Source organism: Lysinibacillus fusiformis, from assembly GCF_003049525.1.
GTDB classification, from domain to species: Bacteria; Bacillota; Bacilli; order Bacillales_A; family Planococcaceae; genus Lysinibacillus; species Lysinibacillus fusiformis.
Map to the genome: position 1 here is coordinate 42,473 of NZ_PYWL01000009.1, position 21,157 is coordinate 63,629.

Genomic DNA, 21,157 nt, shown 5'->3' on the forward strand with positions numbered 1-21,157 from the left:
AGACAACAAAAATCTGGAGGTTAGAAAGAATGGATTATCGAAAAAAAACCGTGGTCGCTTCAGTGGCCGGGTTAACGCTAGAAGGAATGGACATTATGTTTATTTCTTTTGCGATGACAATGATTATTGCAGAATTTAACATTGATCTGGCAACAGGTGGATTAATTTCATCTATCACGAATATTGGTATGCTTTTAGGTGGGATTATTTTTGGTGTGCTTGCAGATAAGTATGGTCGGGTAAAAGTGTTCACATATACCATCATATTGTTTGCAATCGGTACTGCCCTAACAGGAGTAGCAACAAGTATTGAACAAGTTTATGTATATAGATTTATTGCTGGACTAGGCGCTGGTGGGGAGTACGGTATCGGAATGGCGCTTGTCGCCGAGGCTTGGCCAAAGAATAAACAAGGAAGAGCCTCTTCATATGTGAGTGTAGGTGCACAATATGGGGTCATCTTAGCAGCTTTATTAAGCGCCATTATTTTACCGACACTAGGATGGAGAGCACTATTCTTTGTTGGCGTATTACCAGTAATCTTTGCCTTTATCGTACGAAAAAATCTTCATGAATCACCAGAATGGCTGGCGTCACAAAACAACCAAAGTAACAAAGAGAAAAAAGGGAAATTGGCACAGTTATTTGCAACACCTCGTGTCACTATGACGACCTTAACCTTAATATTAATGGCAACTGTTCAAATTGCAGGTTATAATGGCCTGATGATCTGGCTACCATCCATGCTCCAAAAATCGCAAGGCTTATCTGTTTCAAGCTCAGCATTGTGGACAATTAGTACTGCAGTCGGCATGATTATCGGCATGCTTACTTTCGGAAGATTTATGGATCGTTTTGGGGCGAAACGTGCATTTGGTATCTTTTTATTGGCTTCTGCATGTGCCGTATTTCTATACTCCTTTGCGACAGGAGCTGTAGCTATATTAATGGGTGGTGCAATTGTAGGATTCTTCTCTAATGGGATGTTTGCTGGCTACGGTGCATTAATTAGTAGCTTCTATCCAGTGCAAATTCGTAGTACAGCAACAAATACAATTTTTAACTTTGGTCGAGCAATAGGAGGATTTTCACCAATCTTTGTCGGCTATATTTTACAAAGCTATGATATGACAGTCGTTATGATTTACTTAGCAGCGTTATATGGCATTTCCTTTATGGTCATGCTAACGCTAAAAGGCTCGACTGAGGACTTGCAAAAAGCTTAATCCTATCCATTACAAAAGAACGAATTCCACTTCTTCAAAAGGAGAGGGATTCGTTCTTTTCTTGTTAGTTTTTAATTATAATAAACCTTTTGAACGTTTCTCAGCAATTTCCACGAGGCGTTTTGTAATTTCTCCTCCAACGGAACCATTAGCGCGAGAAGATGCTTCTGGCCCAAGCTGAACGCCAAACTCTTGTGCAATTTCATATTTCATTTGATTCACGGCTTCTTGTACACCAGGTACTAGAAGTTTATTTGAGCTACGATTATTATTAGCCATTATTCTCACCTCCTTGCATATAGAATGGTTGCCTACATATTTTTCATACATTTTAAAAGAAGGAAACGCACACGCTAATTGCTAACAGCAACAACTTGTGGAAATCAAGCTAAAATGAGCAAACTGTCTGTTATAATAAAGCCTGGCTCTTTGCTAAAGAAGGTTGATTAAAAGGAGGAATTTATCAATGACGAATAATGATATTCTCATTCGTTTACGCTACGCGTTAGATATAAAAAATGTAGATATGGTGGAAATATTTAAGCTAGGTGGCATGGTTTATACGAAGGAAGAAATATTAAACATGCTTCTTAAGGTTAATGATGAGGAAGAAGCACCAGAAGAATACATCAAATGTAATAACAAAATGGTAGAAGCTTTTTTGAATGGATTCATTACTTTTAAAAGAGGTCCTCAAAAGCCAAAGGATGGACAGCCAGAAGGTCCATTACCTGTCTCGGGGAAAGAAAGCCCAAATAATATGCTTTTAAAGAAAGTGAAAATTGCCTTAGCTTTAACAACGGAGGACATGCTTGAAATATTATATGATGGTGGTATTAAAGTAACAAAAGGTGAATTAGGTGCGATCTTAAGAAACCCAAGTCATCGCAATTATAAAGAATGTGGCGATTCATTTGTTCGTAATTTCTTAAGAGGCTTAACATATAAATATAGAGAATAATGTACTAATATAGCGAGAATCAATCATAAAGTACCATTTTTTTCTTTTAAACTAGTTGACAATTTGTGACGGAATTGTGTACAATCAAATTATCACAAAATGTTCACAAAAAAGATGAAAAATGTTCACAAACAAAGGGGTGCTTGTATGATTTATTTTGACATCTTATTAGTAGCTATTGCATGTGTTACAATGCCTTTTATTGTTGCGGTTATGCTAGATATTTTTTATGCAGAACGAAAAAAAGTTCGTTTTTCATTAAAACGTACTTCATTATGGTATGTGGCTATGTTTGCTCTATCCTTTATACCATCTGTATTACTGATTACACAAAACGTATAAATTATTCAAACACTTAGGGGTAAGTGGAAAAATATGCAGCTGTGACATGAATCCATGTTGTAGCTGTATTTATTTTGTCCAATAAATTCGAATAACTAGTAATGAAGTAGTATAAAATATGTATATTTTAAATTGGTAGCATTGACTACTTTTTCCCATTGTGTTAATTTTGGGAGGGGAAAGATAGGCAAATTTACTAAAAAGTAAAGATGCAAAGCTACAGGTCTAAGGGAATAAGTACTTAGATGGCTAGGTTGCAAAAGAGTGCTAGTTGTATCCTTTAAATTCTAGTTTTAGTTCTTTTTATGCCTATTTCTTTCGGAATAGGCTTTTTATTTGCAAAAAAACGTATAAGGAGGAAAAAAGTCATGAATTTATGGAAAAACATCTCATTAAAAAACAAACTTTTATTGACGGTTTCCATTGTTGTGTTATTGCTTATAGCCGTCATCACTACTCAAAGTATTAAAGAATTAAACAATCGAATGACTGTTGATTTGGAACAAGAATTAAAAAGTGTTGGTTTGTTAACAGCGATGAATTTAGATAGTAATGAAGTGAAGGATTTATTGTCTGAAAAAGGAGAAACGAACGCCAAATTTACGAAGGTACAAAAGCAACTCGATATGATTCAAGAACAACAAGGTATTATGAGTTGGAGTTATATTTGGGATGTACAGGATGAGGGTGGGGTCAATCCGATTGGCTATACATCTAATTTGAATGAGGTCTATGAAGCAGGAGAAATTTTTACCGATTTAGCGAATGAGCATGTAGAAACAGCAAAATTAGCTATTCAAAATAATAGTACGGAAGTAACAGATATATTCGAGGATCCTTTTGGTTCCTGGAGAACAGTTTTCAGCCCCATTCACGATGATAATGGGCAATTGATAGCGCTATTAGGAATTGATTACTCTGCGGACTATATCAATACCATTATTAAAGCAAGTGTTATTAAGCAAATTGTCATTGCAATTATCGGAATTTTAATTTTATTAATATTAGTTTACATAATTATAGATCGTTTATTAAAGCCACTTCAAAAGGTGGTAAATGTAGCAAACCAAGTAGCAAATGGGGAGCTAATAAATGTTGATTTAGATATTACTAAAGATGAAATCGGCAATTTATCAGCATCTATTCAAACAATGGTTGCCAATTTACAACATATTATTTTAAACATCAGAAATACTTCGAATCACGTATCTTCAGCAGCGACTCAATTAACGGTCAATGCTGGTGAGACTTATAACAGCTCTACTAATATTGCCAATGATGTAAAGCAAATTACCCAAAATGCAGAAGCTTCTATGACAATGACAGAGGAAACAGCTGCTGCTATGGAGGAGACTGCAACTGGTATCCAACAAATTGCTGACTCGGCTAATACAGCGGCAGAATCTTCTATTTCGGCATCACAAGCATCTGAACGAGGCAATCAAGTTGTGCATCAAGTTATTGCACAAATGGAATTAATCAATGATTCAGTTGAGCAAATTGGCACTACGATTAACGGCTTACATGTTAATACTAAAAAAATTAGTGACATTGTCAGCTTAATTACGGCTATTGCGGACCAAACAAATCTTTTAGCATTGAACGCAGCCATTGAAGCGGCACGAGCAGGGGAACATGGGAAGGGCTTCGCTGTTGTAGCTGATGAGGTGAGAAGACTAGCTGAGCAATCCTCACAGTCAGCAACTGAAATATATAATTTAATTAGTTCGATTCAGTCAGATTCCAATGCCTCTCTTACTGTTATGGAAAAAGGAAAAGAAGATGTAAAAGTAGGTATGACATTTACTAATGAGGTGGGAGAAATCTTTAAGGAAATTCTTTCTTCCTCAGAAGAAGTGGCAAATCAAATACGTGAAATTTCGGCAGCCTCTCAGCAAATCTCTGCCTCCTCGGAGGAAGTGGCTGCATCTGTTAATAACATTAAACAATCTGCAGAATTATCGGCTGATTTTTCTTCTAATGTTTCCAAATCTACACAAGAGCAGTTAACGACAATGCTGGAAGTGAAAGATGCTTCCTCAGCTCTTGGGCAAACAGCAGAAGAGCTTCAAGCACTTGTGACAAAATTCAAATTGGAGAGTGATCAAGATGAACATTGATTTTACAGGCAAAAATGTTTTAATTACTGGCTCTAGTAAAGGGATTGGCAAAGCCATTGCATTAGGCTTTGCCCAACATGGGGCTAATATTTTAATCAATTATATTGGGGATGAGCATGAGGCAGAGGCAGTTCGTATGGAGGCTGAAAAGTTTGGTGTTAAAGCAATGACCTTCCATGCAGATGTTTCTAAATCTCAGGAAGTGCAAGACATGTTTCAATATATGGACAAGCATTTAGGAGAAATTGATATTCTTGTGAATAATGCTGGGTTTGCACAGGCATCCAGCATTACTGATTTGACGGATGAGCAATGGGACAAAATGATTAAGGTTCATTTATATGGATGTTTCTATAATTGCCGTGAAGCTGCTAAAAGAATGAAAGAACGTGATACAGGGAAAATCATTAATATTTCTTCTGATATAGGGAGCTTAGGCTGTGAAGAATTTACGCATTATTCTGCCGCTAAAGGTGCTATTAATGCTTTTACAAAAGCTTTAGCTAGAGAATTAGCACCATCTATACTTGTTAATGCAGTAGCTCCAAGTGGTACGTTTACGGACATTTTAAAAGAGTTTGGGGACAACTATGTGGAGGAAGAATCGGCAAAATACCCATTAAAACGTTTAGCACAGCCAGAAGAAATCGCCAAAAGTGTGCTATTTCTAGCCTCTCAGCATGCTAATTTCTATACAGGTCAAATATTAACACCTAATGGTGGCGTTGTAATGAACGGATAATGGAAACTAAGGAGTACGAGCATGTTAAATATAATCATCTTTAGCTTATACTTACTATTTATTTATTATATTGGCTATAAAGGGTACAAGCGTGTCAACACAGCAGAGGATTTAATTGTTGCTGGATGGAGTATGCCTCTTTCTGTTGTCACAGGAAGTTTAGTCGCGGCTTTATTAGCTGCTCCATTCTTTTTTGCAGCAGTTGGCTCAGGCTATACGAGTGGTGGCTTTGAAGGTTCAGCAACAATGGGTGGCTTAGGAACTTGTATGATTCTTGGTGCACTCATTTGGACAAAGCCACTACGTCGTTTAAAGGGCTGGACATTAGCAGATTACTATGGCTTGCGCTATGGTAGTAAAAAGCTAGGCGCCTATACAGGTGTTGTAATGGCCATTGCCTTTGGTGTATTTAATGCAGCAGCATTAACAGTCGGTGGTACATATATTATTCAGCAGCTATTACAAATTGACTTCATTCCTGCAGCACTTCTATTTGTATCGTTAACAGCTATCTATTCGGTTATAGGTGGTTTATGGGCAGTCGCTTATACAGAAATTGTACAGGGTGCACTTGCTGTAGCAGGAATTCTAGGAATTACTATCTTTATTTTATTTTACTATCCAGATGTGACCTTTAATCCTGAGTGGTGGAATATTCATACATTGTTTGAGAAAGCGGGAGCCGAGTTTTGGACGCTATATCTTGTCTTAGCACTTGGAGACATTCCAGCAGTTGATCTTGGTCAAAGAGTAGCAGCGGCGAAAAGTCCAAGAGTAGCTCAGCGCAGTATGATCATTGCGGGGACTATAGTTATTGCAATCAGTTGGATTCCAGGAATGTTGGGTGAAGCTTTCAAATCTATTTATCCTAATAGTACTAACCCAGAAACATTAATGCTTACCTTTGCACAAGGTTATTTCCCACCGCTTTTGGCAGCCATTTTTTTAACGGCCATGGCAGCTATGGGGATGTCCACGGTAGCTGCATGCTATGTAGCGACTTCGGGGATTGTCACAAAGAACATTTATTTAGATTTTATTAATCGTAACCCTGATCCTAAAAAGCTGCTAAGATTTTCACGTGCTGTCATTCTATCAAGTGCTTTACTAGGGCTAGTGTTAGCGATTAGCTTTCAAAAGGTTATTGATTTAGCGTATTTAGCATGGGATGTTATTTTTGTAACGATATTCTGGCCAATCGTTTTAGGACCATTTTGGAAACGTGTGAGTACACCTGCTGTATGGGCAAGTATATCCGTTGGCCTAATCTATTACATTGTGACTTCATTGACATTTGTGCCTAGTTTGACCATCCAATCAGAAGGATTCCTTGGTCTATTAAATGAATTATGGCAGGCACCGGTATTTTCCGGCGTTGTTATTACGGGGGTTACTATTGTAGTCGTAAGTCTACTAGTGCCACCATCACAGCATGTACTTGAGATGCACAAAATAGAAAAAGATAAAACGCTAGACGACGTAAGCAGTAAAGAGGAATTAGTCGATCGCTAATAGAGAACATGAGATCCTTGTACATTCATCGATCTCATGTTTTTTATATTGGAGAAATAAGTATGAAAAGATAGATTCATGAATAGATTGCTAGTACATTAAACTATTTTTCTAGCGATTATCTTCATAAAGGCGGGATATGAATGAAAATTATTTTCTTCATTTTGTTAGGGATCATCTATCTTTTTCTAGCAAATGCGATTGAATTAGCCATTATTAAGCAGCTCTTTTTTTTAATTGGTTTAGCTTTAGTGAGTATAGGAATTATTCGTTATATAAAAGAGCGTTATGTGGAATCACAAAAGTATGCGCAAATGAAGGAAGCTAGTGAGGAGGAGATGAAGGCGATCCCACACACTCAATGCTTATTATCAGAGGACGCTTTAAAGGGGTTATTGCTAAATGAACATACAAATATGCTCATCTTCGCTCAAAGAGAAGAATTAGAGGAAGAACTTAAAATAATAGAAATTCCGTTTAGTAAAATCTATGAGGTAGCTATGATGGAGGATGAAATGTTCGTCCTCCGAACTAAAAATTACTTAATGAGCGGCTCGTTGCTAGGCGAAGAGGAAGATTTTGCAGAAGAAGAGGAAGAAGATGATACTGATACTGTTTCACAACTATCATTAAAGTTTGTAGTCGATCATTTATCAGAGCCTATCTTAGAGTATATATTTATGGATCAGGGGGAACATCCTATAGCGAGAGATGAGGAAGAATATGAAGAAGCAATGGAATTATGTGAGAAATGGTTTCAAAAGATAAGTGTTATTATTAAGCGCCATGAGCTGGAAAGAGTGCCAATTAGACATTGGCAATAATGAAAAGATAAAAAGCTATCTCAAATCTAGAAAAAATGGAGATAGCTTTTAATATCGTTGTTCTAAATTTTAAACTGTTTTAATTGGCCACTTAATTCCTCAGCTAATCCAGCGAGCTGATTAGCGCTTCGAGCTATTTCCTCCATAGTAGCGGCCGTTTCCTCCACAGTCGCTGTCGTTTGTTCAACTCCAGCAGCGGATTCCTGTGAAATAGAGGCCATTTCATCAATAGAAGCATTGATCGATTCTGAACCATCAGCTAGTTGATTTAAATTATCGGAAATAGTAGTAATATTATCAATCATATCCTCTACAGCACTCGATATTTGTTCAAATGTATCACTTGTTTGATCAAGCTGTGCTGTTCCTCTTTTGACTTCCTCATAGCCTGTCTGTAAGGCAGTAGTGACAGTACCTGTATCACCTTGAATACGGTTGACGATTGTTGAAATATCAGTCACTGAGAATTGTACTTGTTCGGCAAGCTTGCGGACCTCGTCTGCTACAACGGCGAAGCCCTTCCCATGTTCACCTGCTCGGGCCGCTTCAATAGCTGCATTTAAAGCGAGTAAATTGGTTTGGTTGGAAATATCATCTATCACAGAAACCAGTTTGGAGATTTCAGCAGATTGATCATTCAAATTTTCAACCTTTTTCACAGAATCTAACATGATTTCATTAATAGTGGCCATTTGTTGTGTAGATTGAATCATTAAGTTTTTGCCACTAATCGTTAAATCTTGAACCTGGCTAGAATGCTCTTTTAGCTCGGTACCTTCTTGTGTTGTTTCTTGAATACTACGTTTGAAAGCTGTCATCGTTTCTGCTAAATCACCCGTTGTAGAGGCTTGCGTTTCTGTGCCAGAAGCTAGCTCCTGCATAGTCACTGTAATTTGTTCAGTACCTGCCTGTACTTCATTGGAAGATTGTGCTAGCTCTTCGCTACTTGCTGCTACAGTTTCAGAAACCGTATAGATGGATTGAATGGTTTGCTTTAATTGAACATTCATCTCGTTTGCTGAAGACATTAACGTTCCAATTTCATCGCGTGTTTTTACAGTTAATGGGTCAAGCTGTAAATTACCATCTGCTAGTTCCTTCATACGATTTGCTACTACCTTAATGGGCTTAGAAATCGTACTAGCTGTAACAATGGCGATTAGAATACCAATAATCGTTAAGATAGAGCTGAAAATAATACCGATCGTACGATTGGTAGAGCTCGTTGTTACAACATCATTACCAACAGCTGTAATAGCTTCTTCACGGTCATTAGCGAGCTGTTCATAGCCATTACGTACGTTCGACACGAGATTTTGTGTATCCATTAAATTTTCTAAAGCTAGTTCCTTATTGCCCTTTTGATAGACATCGAATACTTCTGTCTTCACAATTTGGCTCCAATCACGTGCAAGTTCTACAGTTTTAGTGCGTTCCTCGGATGTATCATATTTGTCTAGAAGCGCATTATTATCCTCAGCTATTTGACGATACTCATTAAACGTTTCCTTATATTTTTCATCACCGGTTAACACATAGTTTAAGGCTGCTGACAATCGGACACTCATAGAGAGTGCTAAATTGTTACTTGCATTGAGTACTACTAAATCTTCCTTTACTAAAGCCTTTGCTTGTTTTTCCATAGCTGTATTGGAAGTGTAAGTGTAAGCTGTAAAGCTAACGACTAAAACTAACAAAAGTATAAATGCACTTAAAATTTTTGCTTTAAGTGTTTTAAACTGATAAATGCCTTTCATTTCCCCATCCCTTTACCTAACTCCATATAGAGTATTTTGAATAACAACTTTTATTTTATAACTATTTAGATAGATTAATAAGCCATTTGGTAAAAATAATTAAAAATAGTTTTTTAGTTCAACAGTATAATTATTTTTCTTTTACGAATAGTAAAATATGTATAGTTGACGGATGGTTGATTAAAATAATTATGCGAAATTTCCTAATGGCAAAGAAAAAACACCTGAAGCAAAATGCCTCAAGTGCCTTGAATCATATATTTATTGTTTTTTGCTTTTTGCCAGTCGCTCCCACTGTAGTAAAGAAGGATAAGGATCAAATGCCCATTCAGTTCTTCCATTAAATTTGTAGATGCCATAATGGAGATGAGGTGGGAATTTTCCAGATGTACCTTCTTTGCCGTAACCAGAGCTTCCGACATAGCCGAGCACAGTGCCAGGTTCCACAATTGTACCTACTTCAATATCCTTATGATAACTTCCAAGGTGGGCATAATAGTGATAAGAGTTATGATTATCACGAATGCCGATACGCCAGCCGCCAAATTGGTTCCAACCTTTTACTTCGACCACCCCATAGGAGGTAGATAATACAGGTGTTCCATAATTGGCAAAAATATCGGTTCCCTCATGTATACGACGTCCACCCCAACCTCTATTGGCCCCCCATGTTCCTCGATAGCTGTAAGTAGAGCGGATATTAAGTGGGAAAGTATGGGCATCAAGCTCGATGGTTTTATAATGTCTGTATAAAGTAGAAATGGTAAATATTTGATTCACTGCTTCTTCGCTGCCGTAGTACTCCCATAAGGCTAATTTAAAATCCTCATCAGTTGTTCCATATTTAGCTAAGTAACTGGCCATTGAGAAGATGACATCCTCATCGTCCTTAGGGCTAGCAATGCCATCATTATTACCGTCTAGACCCATTCCTCCAAAATAGCTAATGGTTTCGGGTTTGCTGTCTTCCTTTACAGGATTTAATGCGCCAGACCAATACTCATCAGAAAATTGAATGGACAAATAGCCATCTCGCTTAGGGATATCTTTTCGAACGGATTGTAAATTTCTCTCATATTGATCAATAGCAGCTAAAAAATGCCAAGGAATGAGCAATTCATCAAATTGTACATAATAAGACATACGCTGCTGCATAATTTCTTCTTCCGTCGCCTCCTCCTTTGCAAACGAGGCATTCGGGTAGAGTGTAATTCCTAAAAGTATGAAAGTTAAAAGAAATGTAAAATGACGACGCAATGATGGACCTCCTTTCTAAAGTTTAGAATAACCGAAATTTTTATCTTCATTCCAGAAAGCTTTTTCCTTACGATTTAGACAATGTTTTCCCGGTTTTTTTGGTAATAAAAAAATCAATAATAAGAAGAAACTTCACGAAAGAAAAAGTAATCGGTATCATCATGTCATTTGCTTCATACTATGTTATAAATCAAGCCCTGAATGGAGGGAAGGCTATTAACATTTTAGATAAAGTGAAAAGCTATCGCGAAGAAGAAAATAGGCTGAAGTGGGAAGGCACATTTGCAGATTATTTAAACATTATTAGGGAAAGACCTGAAGTTGCACAAACAGCCCATTCACGCGTCTACAATATGATAAAAAGTGCTGGTGTAGAGGAACGCGATGGGCAAAAAATGTACAAATTTTTCGGACATGAAATTTTTGGGCTTGAAACAGCAATTGAAAGACTGGTGGAGGAATATTTCCATCCAGCAGCACGCAGGTTAGATGTTAGAAAGCGTATTTTATTATTAATGGGACCAGTTAGTGGTGGTAAATCAACAATTGTTACTTTATTGAAACGCGGGTTAGAGCAATATTCTCGAACAGACGAGGGTGCGGTCTACGCAATTAAGGGATGTCCAATGCATGAGGACCCATTGCACTTAATTCCACATCATTTGCGTAATGAATTCTTTGAGGAGTATGGCATAAGAATTGAAGGAAGTTTATCGCCTTTAAATACGATGCGTCTTGAAAAGGAATACGATGGACGTATTGAAAATGTAATGATTGAACGAATTTCTTTTTCAGAAGATAAACGAGTAGGGATAGGAACATTTACACCTTCTGATCCGAAATCGCAGGATATTGCCGATTTAACAGGAAGTATTGATTTCTCCACAATCGGTGAATTTGGTTCTGAATCAGATCCCCGTGCATATCGCTTTGATGGGGAGCTCAATAAAGCCAATCGAGGAATGATGGAGTTCCAAGAGATGCTGAAGCTGGATGAAAAATTCTTGTGGAATTTATTATCTTTAACACAAGAGGGTAATTTCAAAGCGGGAAGATTTGCATTAATTAGTGCGGATGAGTTAATTGTAGCTCATACAAACGAAACCGAATATCGATCCTTTATTTCTAATAAAAAGAATGAGGCATTACATTCCCGTATTATTGTTATGCCTATTCCGTATAACCTAAAGATGAGTCAGGAAGAGCATATTTATGAAAAGATGATTAAAGAGAGTGATATGTCCCATGTTCATATTGCGCCGCATGCTTTAAAGGCCGCAGCAATCTTTTCGGTACTTACAAGATTGGAAGTTCCGAAAAAACAAGGTGTGGATCTGATTAAGAAAATGCGCTTGTACGACGGAGAAAATGTGGAGGGATTTAATTCCGTTGACTTAGAGGAACTGAAAAAAGAGTTTCCTAATGAAGGCATGAACGGTATTGATCCGCGCTATATTATTAATCGTATTTCATCGGCTATTATCCGTAAAGAAGTGCCATCTATTAATGCATTAGATGTTTTACGAGCTTTGAAGGATGGATTGGATCAGCATGCTTCCATTTCTCAAGAGGATCGTGAGAAATACATGAACTATATTGCGGTTGCCCGCAGAGAGTACGATGACATTGCGAAAAATGAAGTACAGAAGGCTTTTGTGTACTCCTATGAAGAATCAGCGAAAACATTAATGAATAATTACCTTGATAATGTAGAGGCATTTTGTAATAAAAATAAATTATTTGATCCGCTTACTGGGGAGGAAATGAACCCAGACGAAAAATTAATGCGTTCGATTGAAGAGCAAATCGGCATTTCAGAAAATGCTAAAAAGGCATTTCGTGAGGAGATTCTCATTCGTATTTCTGCCTATGCACGAAAAGGCAAACGTTTTGACTATAATTCTCACGAAAGATTACGAGAAGCCATTCAAAAGAAATTATTTGCCGATTTAAAAGATGTAGTGAAAATTACAACCTCATCAAAAATGCCGGATGAATCGCAACTCAAGAAGATTAATGAGGTAGTCGCAAGACTTGTTGATGAGCATGGTTATAATACAACTTCTGCTAACGAGTTGCTACAATATGTAGGAAGCCTGTTGAATCGATAAACAACTTTTATTGTTCCAAGTCAGATAGGAGTGTCCCAATTTGGGCACTCCTTTTACTATCAAAATGAGGGGTTTTTATGGAATGAATTATTGAATTTATAAAAAACGTTCAAGAAAGTACTTCTCAAGCATAGTATAGAAAAAGCGAATTTGATAGATGGGTGAGGATAAAAATGACTGAACACGAAAATAAACGCTTTGTTATCTCTCAGGAAAATTGGTCCCTCCATCGTAAAGGACACCAGGACCAACAAAGACATATGGAAAAAGTGAAAGATGCGATTAAAAACAATTTACCTGATTTAGTTAGTGAAGAAAGTATTGTGATGTCTAATGGCCGCGAGGTTATTAAAATACCTATAAGGTCACTTGATGAATTTAAAATTCGATATAACTATGATAACTCTAAGCATGTAGGGCAAGGACAAGGAGATAGCAATGTTGGTGATGTAGTGGCACGAGATGGCAGTAAAGCCAACCAGGCTCAAGGTAAAGGAAAAGAAGCAGGTGACAAGCCTGGCCAAGATTATTATGAAGCAGAAGTCAGTCTTGAGGAAATTCAAAATGTCTTATTCCACGAGCTGGAGCTACCTAATTTGCAGCAGAAGGAAAAGGCAGAAATCGTCACTGAAAAAATAGAGTTCAATGATATTCGCAAAAAAGGGTTAATGGGTAATGTGGATAAAAAGCGCACCATTTTAAATGCATTAAAACGCAATGCGATGCATGGAAAAGCTGAAATTACACCTATTCATAATGATGATTTACGTTTTAAAATATGGGATGAAGTAGTAAAGCCAGAATCAAAAGCAGTAGTGCTTGCCATGATGGATACGAGTGGCTCAATGGGAGCATTTGAAAAGTATTGTGCTCGCAGTTTCTTCTTTTGGATGACAAAGTTTTTACGTTCCAAATATGAAACGGTTGAAATTGAGTTCATTGCCCACCATACAGAGGCAAAGGTAGTTACCGAAGAGGAATTTTTCACAAAGGGAGAAAGTGGAGGAACTATTTGTTCTTCGGCTTACAAAAAAGCACTGGAATTAATTAAGGAAAAATACTCTCCATCACGCTACAATATTTATCCTGTTCATTTTTCAGATGGTGAAAATATTTCAATGGATAATGAAAAGTGCTTGAAACTAGTGGCTGAATTGATGGATGTATCCAGCATGTTCGGGTATGGAGAAGTCAATCAACATAATCGTTTCTCGACACTTATGTATACCTATAAAAAAATTGATGATCCGAAATTTAGACATCATATTTTGAGAAAAAAAGGCGATGTCTATGATGCTTTAAAGAGTTTTTTCAAGAAAAATGAGGAATGATAGGGAAGTTGTATTAGTATCAACGTTCAAGGGAGGGGGCGTAAAATGGACACAAAAGAGCTTCAGCGAGCAATAGATGAAATTACCGAAATTGCCTCAGGCTTTGGCTTAGATTTTTATCCAATGCGCTATGAAATTTGTCCAGCAGATATTATTTATACATTCGGCGCCTACGGAATGCCTACTCGTTTTTCCCATTGGAGCTTTGGTAAGCAATTTCATAAAATGAAGCTTCAATATGATTTAGGGCTTAGTCAAATTTATGAGCTCGTAATAAATTCTAACCCATGCTATGCATTTTTACTTGATACAAATACGTTAACGCAAAATAAATTGATTATTGCCCATGTTTTAGCACACTGTGACTTCTTTAAAAATAATGTGCGTTTCTCCAACACAAGAAGAGATATGGTAGAGAGCATGACAGCTACGGCTGAACGAATTGCCGGCTATGAAAGAGAATACGGTAAGGATGAGGTTGAGCAGTTTTTAGATGCCGTTTTAGCGATTCAGGAACATATTGATCCATCTATTTTAAGACCGAAGTTATCTTGGAGTGAGGAAGATGAGCAAGAGGAAGAAAAGGCTCCAATAAAATCGCCATATGATGATTTATGGAGCTTAGAAGAAAAAGATAAAGTGTATAAGCCAATTAGACGGAGATTAAAGCAGTTTCCACCAAAACCAGAAAAGGATCTTTTATTATTTCTAGAGGAACATAGCCGCGAGCTGGAAGATTGGCAACGAGATATATTAACAATGATGCGTGAAGAGATGCTTTATTTTTGGCCACAATTAGAAACGAAAATAATGAATGAGGGTTGGGCATCTTTTTGGCATCAACGAATTATGCGGGAGTTGAACCTAACAACTCCAGAAACCATCGAATATGCCAAGTTAAATGCAGGAGTTGTGCAGCCCTCTAAAACATCCATTAATCCATATTACCTTGGCATTAAAATTTTTGAGGATATAGAAAATCGCTATAACAACCCGACTGATGAGATGAAGCGGTTAGGTGTACAGCCGAACACAGGACGGGAAAAAATATTTGAAGTAAGAGAGGTTGAGTCAGATATTTCCTTTATTCGTAATTATTTATCAAAAGACTTAGCGAAGCGTGAGGATTTATATTTATTTCAAAAGAAAGGAAATGAATATCGGATTACTGACAAAGATCATGAGATAGTTCGAGACCAGCTTGTTTCAATGCGGGTTAACGGTGGATTCCCATATATTTTAGTAAAAAATGGTGATTATTTACGGAATGGGGAGCTCTATTTAATGCATGGCTATGAAGGCATGGAGCTAGATCCTCACTATTTAGAAAATGTACTACCGTATATATATCAGTTGTGGGGTCGTCCCGTGCATTTAGAGACATATGTGGATAGTAAACCGATGTTGTATTCCTATGATGGTACTAAAAACTATAAACGAAATGTTTAACAAAAAACTTCTATCTGTTGAGTGTGACAATGAACAGATAGAAGTTTTATTTCTATTTTTCCGTTAATAAATCATTGTCCTCTTCATGGCTTTCACTATGATTAGAGGAGGAATGAATATCGCTATCAGTGACTAAGCTGTCTCGTACCTTTATACCTTGCTGTTCACCAGCCTCGTTGTTATCACTCCCAGCTATACCGCTACGGCGATTCCCATCTGCAAACTGAGAATTTACATTACGTGTGTGACTGCCATGACTAGCATTTTGCCCACCTTGATTGGCATTTGTCCCCACATCCTCATTGATTTGTCCTCCGCCTTCAGCATGTTGCTCAAAATGGAAGTCTGTATTTCCTATATTGAATGTAAAATTGAATGTAATATGGTTTCTAGCATGTTTTTCAGTAGAATCGTTTTCAGGTTCCTCAGGTTCATTAAATTTTCTAGAATTGAAATTTTGCATCGTTTGTCCTCCTTTCGACTATTCATACTCATACTAATAAGATATTACAGTTTTTAAAGTCCATTTGTATGTGTAACCATATTCACTAGAGAGAAGCACTCGTTTTTTGCTATCTATCCTATAAATTTGTTAAAATGAATGGGATTTGAATACAAGGGAACTGGAACGGTGAAGGAAAGTTGAAAACATTTAAAAAGGTTTATATAGAAATAACGAGTGTTTGTAATTTAGCATGTAGTTTTTGTCCGCCTACTGAACGTGCAAAGGGACTCATAAAAGTAGAGCAATTTAATAAAATATTGGACGAAATCCGACCACATACAAAATATATTTATTTGCATGTAAAGGGAGAACCTCTTTTACATCCACGGATTGATCAGCTGTTGGATGCGGCTCATGCGAAAGGATTTAAGGTTAATATTACAACGAATGGTACGTTAATTAAGAAAAACCGTGAAAAAATATTAGGGAAACCAGCATTACGTCAAATAAACTTTTCTCTACATAGCTTTGATGGACATGAAGGTTCGGAAAACAGAGAAAAATATTTAGGCGATATTTTAGACTTTGTACGGGAGTCTAGAGAATACAAAACGATTATTTCCTACCGCTTATGGAATTTACAACAAGATCACGTTTCGGATGTTGCAGCACGTCGCAACCGCGAAACATTAGAAATACTAGAAAATGAGTATAATCTTGATTATCGCATCGAGGAAAAAGTAGAGCCTGGTAAGGGTGTGAAAATCGGCTCGAATATTTATTTGAATCAGGATCATGAATTTAGATGGCCAAGCTTGCTGGAGCCAGAAGATGAAGGCAAAGGCTTTTGTCACGCTCTTCGTAGTCAGGCTGCGATTCTTGTAGATGGTACCGTTGTACCTTGCTGCTTAGATGGCGAAGGGATTATTAATTTAGTTAATGTTCATGAAAAATCGTTCTCAGAAATAGTGGATGGGGAACGTGCCAATAATATAATCGATGGCTTTTCAAGAAGAGAGGCTGTTGAAGAGCTTTGTAGAAAATGTGGCTATCGTCAAAAGTTTGGTATGTAATCATTTATATAGGTGAAGAAACAGCTCCAATGTCATTGACCATTGGGGCTGTTTTTCTTTGACTGTGAATCAATCGTATTTAAAAAATCCTTTGTAATACGAACTACATATTTAACCTCGTCTAAATTGCGTTCTCTTAATAATGATCGATGAATGTCTAGCATGAGGTTCTTTTCCTCAATATCAGTAACGCCAGATAATTTTTGAAAATTAAAAAGCTCCTCAGGAGGGATATCTAGTGCCTTCATAAGTATTTCTAATGTACTTAAGGTTATATTAGATTGTCCGTGTTCAATATTGGAGACTCTTCCTTTACTGAAACCCAATTTCCCTGTTCTTTCGGCCACTTCTTCCTGGCTTAGCCCCTTCGATAATCTAATAATACGGAGTTGTTCACCTACTAGCTTTAAAAAATCTGACATATGATTCACCTCTATGTTAAAAGCTAGTGAAAAATAGTGGAAATGACTATACTATTATAGTGGTATAATAGAGAAAAGTTACATTAAAATGGTACAATTTTAGAGTAGCCACTTTCCTTAGTCAAATGGCCTAATTGAAGCTTTTAGAAGTAGATCGAAAGTGAATGTTTATAGAGTAGTTTACAAAGTAGAACATAAGATTGGAGGATGAAAGCAAGGTGAAGTATTTGTTAGAAGAGGTAGCAAAAATTAAAATGGGTAAAATGTTCACGAGTGAAAAACGCTTTACTAGGGAAGGTATTCCTTATATAACCGAAGAAGCGCTAAAGAAATTATCGCTTGAAGATGATACTAGTCGTTTGCCAAAGGTTGATAGTACATTGAAAGAACAATACTCTTTTTCATTGGTACCAGCTCAAAGTATCCTTCTAAATAAAACGAATTTAAAGGACACGAGTATATATCAATGTAAAACAGATGTATGTATTAGCCATGAAATCATTGCAATCATACCGAATGAATCGATACTAAGCAGTGACTATTTATTTCATTTTATTAAATGGTATCAACATAATAATAAAAAATGTGATGACTATCGTTTAATGATTGAGTTACCTTCTATAGTCATTCAGCATCAAGTAGTTCAAGTATTAAATGCTGTTCAACAATTATTAACGAATAAGGATTATTTAGTTACTGCAGTTAAGAATCTACCAAAGCATTTTGATAATACTTCTAGACAAGCGAACCATCATTCTAACAGCTTATATCAAGGATTTGAGCAGTTGCATTATCTTTATATAGCTATGCTAAATCATATTTTTAATGGTGATTATTTGCATGATTTTCCAGAATATCATGCGTGTCAGAGGTTATGTAGCCATTAATATAAAGCAGTCGGTGCGTAGTGGATTTATTAATCCTTGCACCGACTAATTATATTTCAATAATGATGGGTAAAATCATAGGTTTTCGTTTTGTTTGTGTAAATAAATACTGACCCACAGCTTTTTTTATTTCTCGTCTTAAGACATGTATTTGTCTACTTTCTTGCTGCAACTCGTTGATTATTTCTTTGGTCAGCACATTCACTTTATTCAATAGCTCTTCGAAATCCTTTGCAAACACAAAGCCACGAGAAATAGTATCAGGCTCTGAAATAATAGCACCGTCTGCTTTGCTAAGGGTTAAAACAATAACCAACATTCCATCCTCAGAAAGCTGCTTGCGATCACGCAGGACAATACCTTCTACTTCACCTATGCCGATTCCATCCACATACGTATCCCCAGATGGAACTTTGCGTGTTTGTCTCGCTGTCGCATTTTCAATATCCACAACATCTCCGTTTTTCATAATAAACGTATGGCCCTTTTGAACGCCAACAGACTCAGCTAATAAACGGTGCTGATGCAACATACGGAATTCGCCATGAATAGGAATAAAAAATTGTGGTTTCATAAACGTCAGCATAAGTTTTAAATCTTCTTGATAGCCATGTCCTGAAACATGCATTCCCGTATGATTGGAAGAACCATATATGACTTTTGCGCCAAGCTGAAACAAATGATCAACAATCCGAGAAACTCCTTTTTCATTGCCTGGAATAGGAGACGCTGCGAGAATAACCATATCATCAGGTAAAACCTTTACTTCCCGATGGTTACCATTTGCTAAACGTGCGAGTGCTGCTAATGGCTCTCCTTGACTGCCAGTACATAGAACGACTACCTCCTCTGGGGGAAGGTATTTAACTTCACGCGCATCTATTAACAGATCATCTGGAACAAATAAATAACCTCTTTCAATAGCGACATCTACAACATTTACCATACTACGACCTAATAAAGCTAGCTTTCGATTAGCGGCAATGGTTGCATGCACAATTTGTTGAATACGATTAACATTTGAGGCAAAGGTTGAGATGATAATTTTACGCTCGGCATGGAAAAAGGCCTCCTCAATATGATGACCAACAAGTTGCTCAGAGGGCGTTAAGCCTGGTCGTTCGGCATTTGTACTTTCTGATATTAGAACGAGCACTCCTTTTGATCCAATTTCTGCCATTTTATGAATGTCTGCGAATTGGTTATTCACAGGTGTTAAGTCGAATTTGAAATCGCCAGTATGCACTACATTTCCTTCAGGAGTGGCAAGGACGATTCCTAAGCAATCGGGTATGCTATGGTTAGTTCTAAAGAAGCTTACATCAATTTCTCCCAAATGGAGTGCTGAGTCAGCCTGAATTTCAATTAAGTCAGTTTCTCTGAGCAGCTTATGTTCTTTTAATTTTAATTCGATCAGCCCTAAAGTGAAGCGGGTAGCATAAACAGGAACGTTTAATTTTTTTAAGAGATATGGAATACCACCAATGTGATCTTCATGTCCATGCGTCACAATTAAAGCTTTAACTTTTTCTTTATTTTCAAGCAAATAGGTGATATCAGGGATGATCAAATCAATACCGAGCAAGGTTTCATCTGGAAATTTTGCTCCGCAATCAATAAGAATCATATCATCTGCATATTGAACTACATACATATTCTTGCCAATTTCATTAATACCACCTAAGGCAAAAATGGATAATAACTGTTTCTTTGTGGACAAAGTACTCCCTCCTAAAGTTGTAACTCCATCTAATAATTACTTTAGCCATTGGTAGTATAGCTTTTAGTGTTTCATCCTATACGAAATGGATCATGATGATCTGAAGACTACTATTTGTATTTCATGAGGAATAAAATAGAGGGGACTAAAAAAATTGGCACGATAGCGTCAAGCTTCTTTCATAGTGAAGAAAAACAAAGGAGGTTTAACTCTGTCTAATTTTGTGCAACATGCAATTTTCGAGCATAGGTTTTGGCTAGAAATCATGCAAAATCATGCGCAATTTATTCATGGCGCATTATATCCATCTGAACAGGATGACATTCAAAGGGCAAATAGTTTTATCCAACAATTCTCTCAGCTGCTTACCTATTTGTCATCTATTGATGGTACAAATGCAGTCTCTTTCTCCATAACCGTGGATGACAATGTCGAGCAGTTTAAACAATTTAAACTACATCTACTGAGACATCAATTGTCAGGAGATATTGGGATTCATTTAACACCAACATTTGTCAATCATATGGTTAATGAACTAGAAGAATATCAAAATGTGCTCAATTATTTAAAAAAAGGCGAAGTACCACCAATATTTCATGAGCTTCACCATCATTTAATTTGGCTATTAGATGCTTCAGGACATGCAGGTATTATTCAGGATGATTTAGATGGTGTCGAAAAAAGATTGAAGCAAAAGAGTAATGAGTTTGCCAAACACTTTGAACAATTTTATTTAAAGGCAGTAGAATTAACAGGTTATTTACGAACGAATATGCATTCCTTTCCTGCTTTAAGCCGGTTTAATAAGGATGTTGAGTTGAACATTTTTAAAAGAGTTAGAAGAGATGGAATTGAGTGCAGAGGTTTTAGGTACATTTACAGCGCCTATGGCGGATCATATGTGGCGTGAAGAGCAATACTATTTAATGAAGCTTGCACAGTCAAGAGGAGAAAAATAGAAGAAGGCGAGGAGGCTAT

General features: G+C 36.9%; 18 protein-coding genes, 1 pseudogene and 1 riboswitch. Of the genes and pseudogenes, 13 read left to right on the plus strand and 6 right to left on the minus strand.

From position 1 onward, the window contains the following. Positions 1-29: 29 nt before the first annotated feature. On the plus strand, positions 30-1,226 hold the full coding sequence (locus tag C9J29_RS17930; protein ID WP_008173625.1) for an MFS transporter: 1,197 nt from the start codon (positions 30-32) through the stop codon (positions 1,224-1,226). Positions 1,227-1,301: 75 nt separating this feature from the next. On the opposite strand, the gene C9J29_RS17935 is transcribed toward C9J29_RS17930, so the two are convergent. Further along, a complete protein-coding gene (locus tag C9J29_RS17935; RefSeq protein ID WP_008173624.1) occupies positions 1,302-1,505 on the minus strand; it encodes an alpha/beta-type small acid-soluble spore protein in 204 nt (67 codons plus the stop codon). A gap of 187 nt (positions 1,506-1,692) precedes the next feature. Between C9J29_RS17935 and C9J29_RS17940 the strand changes: the two genes are divergently transcribed. The 6 genes from C9J29_RS17940 (at position 1,693) to C9J29_RS17965 (ending at position 7,727) form a co-directional block, all read left to right on the plus strand. After that, positions 1,693-2,187, plus strand: coding sequence for a YehS family protein (locus tag C9J29_RS17940; RefSeq protein ID WP_090002983.1), 495 nt, complete (start codon positions 1,693-1,695; stop codon positions 2,185-2,187). A gap of 147 nt (positions 2,188-2,334) precedes the next feature. Then, positions 2,335-2,529 carry a hypothetical protein gene (locus tag C9J29_RS17945; protein ID WP_043989610.1) on the plus strand — a complete coding sequence of 65 codons (195 nt, stop codon included), beginning with the start codon at positions 2,335-2,337 and terminating at the stop codon, positions 2,527-2,529. A gap of 176 nt (positions 2,530-2,705) precedes the next feature. After that, positions 2,706-2,791, plus strand: a riboswitch (cyclic di-GMP riboswitch). A 106-nt stretch (positions 2,792-2,897) separates the two neighbouring features. Further along, the gene (locus C9J29_RS17950) at positions 2,898-4,649 is read left to right on the plus strand and encodes a methyl-accepting chemotaxis protein (RefSeq protein WP_089986802.1); all 1,752 of its coding nucleotides are present in this window, start codon (positions 2,898-2,900) and stop codon (positions 4,647-4,649) included. Continuing rightward, entirely contained in the window at positions 4,639-5,391 is a 753-nt protein-coding gene (locus C9J29_RS17955) for an SDR family NAD(P)-dependent oxidoreductase (protein ID WP_008173618.1), read from the plus strand. Before C9J29_RS17950 ends, C9J29_RS17955 begins: the two co-directional genes overlap by 11 nt. Before the next feature lie 21 nt (positions 5,392-5,412). Continuing rightward, a complete protein-coding gene (locus C9J29_RS17960) occupies positions 5,413-6,903 on the plus strand; it encodes a sodium:solute symporter family protein (RefSeq protein ID WP_089986803.1) in 1,491 nt (496 codons plus the stop codon). A gap of 143 nt (positions 6,904-7,046) precedes the next feature. Beyond that, entirely contained in the window at positions 7,047-7,727 is a 681-nt protein-coding gene (locus C9J29_RS17965; RefSeq protein ID WP_089986804.1) for a hypothetical protein, read from the plus strand. Positions 7,728-7,789: 62 nt separating this feature from the next. Here the strand turns inward: C9J29_RS17965 and C9J29_RS17970 are convergent, their stop codons facing one another. Then, positions 7,790-9,484: a methyl-accepting chemotaxis protein gene (locus tag C9J29_RS17970; protein WP_089986805.1), complete on the minus strand. Its 1,695-nt coding sequence runs from the start codon at positions 9,482-9,484 to the stop codon at positions 7,790-7,792. A gap of 261 nt (positions 9,485-9,745) precedes the next feature. After that, a complete protein-coding gene (locus C9J29_RS17975) occupies positions 9,746-10,741 on the minus strand; it encodes a M23 family metallopeptidase (RefSeq protein ID WP_089986806.1) in 996 nt (331 codons plus the stop codon). 215 nt (positions 10,742-10,956) lie between these two features. Between C9J29_RS17975 and C9J29_RS17980 the strand changes: the two genes are divergently transcribed. The 3 genes from C9J29_RS17980 (at position 10,957) to C9J29_RS17990 (ending at position 15,632) form a co-directional block, all read left to right on the plus strand. Further along, a complete protein-coding gene (locus C9J29_RS17980; RefSeq protein ID WP_025115792.1) occupies positions 10,957-12,852 on the plus strand; it encodes a PrkA family serine protein kinase in 1,896 nt (631 codons plus the stop codon). A 173-nt stretch (positions 12,853-13,025) separates the two neighbouring features. Further along, the gene (yhbH, locus tag C9J29_RS17985; protein WP_089986807.1) at positions 13,026-14,183 is read left to right on the plus strand and encodes a sporulation protein YhbH; all 1,158 of its coding nucleotides are present in this window, start codon (positions 13,026-13,028) and stop codon (positions 14,181-14,183) included. Positions 14,184-14,228: 45 nt separating this feature from the next. After that, positions 14,229-15,632, plus strand: a complete 1,404-nt coding sequence (locus tag C9J29_RS17990; protein ID WP_089986808.1) for a SpoVR family protein — start codon at positions 14,229-14,231, stop codon at positions 15,630-15,632. A 52-nt stretch (positions 15,633-15,684) separates the two neighbouring features. On the opposite strand, the gene C9J29_RS17995 is transcribed toward C9J29_RS17990, so the two are convergent. Continuing rightward, complete coding sequence (locus C9J29_RS17995; protein WP_107922556.1) at positions 15,685-16,095, minus strand: hypothetical protein; 411 nt, start codon at positions 16,093-16,095, stop codon at positions 15,685-15,687. 179 nt (positions 16,096-16,274) lie between these two features. On the opposite strand from C9J29_RS17995, the gene C9J29_RS18000 reads away from it, so the two are divergent. After that, a complete protein-coding gene (locus tag C9J29_RS18000; RefSeq protein ID WP_107922557.1) occupies positions 16,275-17,150 on the plus strand; it encodes a radical SAM/SPASM domain-containing protein in 876 nt (291 codons plus the stop codon). 32 nt (positions 17,151-17,182) lie between these two features. Here C9J29_RS18000 and C9J29_RS18005 read toward each other — a convergent pair whose 3' ends face one another. Continuing rightward, complete coding sequence (locus C9J29_RS18005) at positions 17,183-17,572, minus strand: helix-turn-helix domain-containing protein (protein ID WP_008173600.1); 390 nt, start codon at positions 17,570-17,572, stop codon at positions 17,183-17,185. A gap of 218 nt (positions 17,573-17,790) precedes the next feature. Between C9J29_RS18005 and C9J29_RS18010 the strand changes: the two genes are divergently transcribed. Continuing rightward, complete coding sequence (locus C9J29_RS18010; RefSeq protein ID WP_237068872.1) at positions 17,791-18,459, plus strand: restriction endonuclease subunit S; 669 nt, start codon at positions 17,791-17,793, stop codon at positions 18,457-18,459. A gap of 49 nt (positions 18,460-18,508) precedes the next feature. Here C9J29_RS18010 and C9J29_RS18015 read toward each other — a convergent pair whose 3' ends face one another. Then, complete coding sequence (locus C9J29_RS18015) at positions 18,509-20,179, minus strand: ribonuclease J (protein ID WP_089986810.1); 1,671 nt, start codon at positions 20,177-20,179, stop codon at positions 18,509-18,511. 211 nt (positions 20,180-20,390) lie between these two features. Between C9J29_RS18015 and C9J29_RS18020 the strand changes: the two are divergent. Then, positions 20,391-21,138, plus strand: a pseudogene (locus C9J29_RS18020) (DUF2935 domain-containing protein). Positions 21,139-21,157 lie beyond the last annotated feature (19 nt).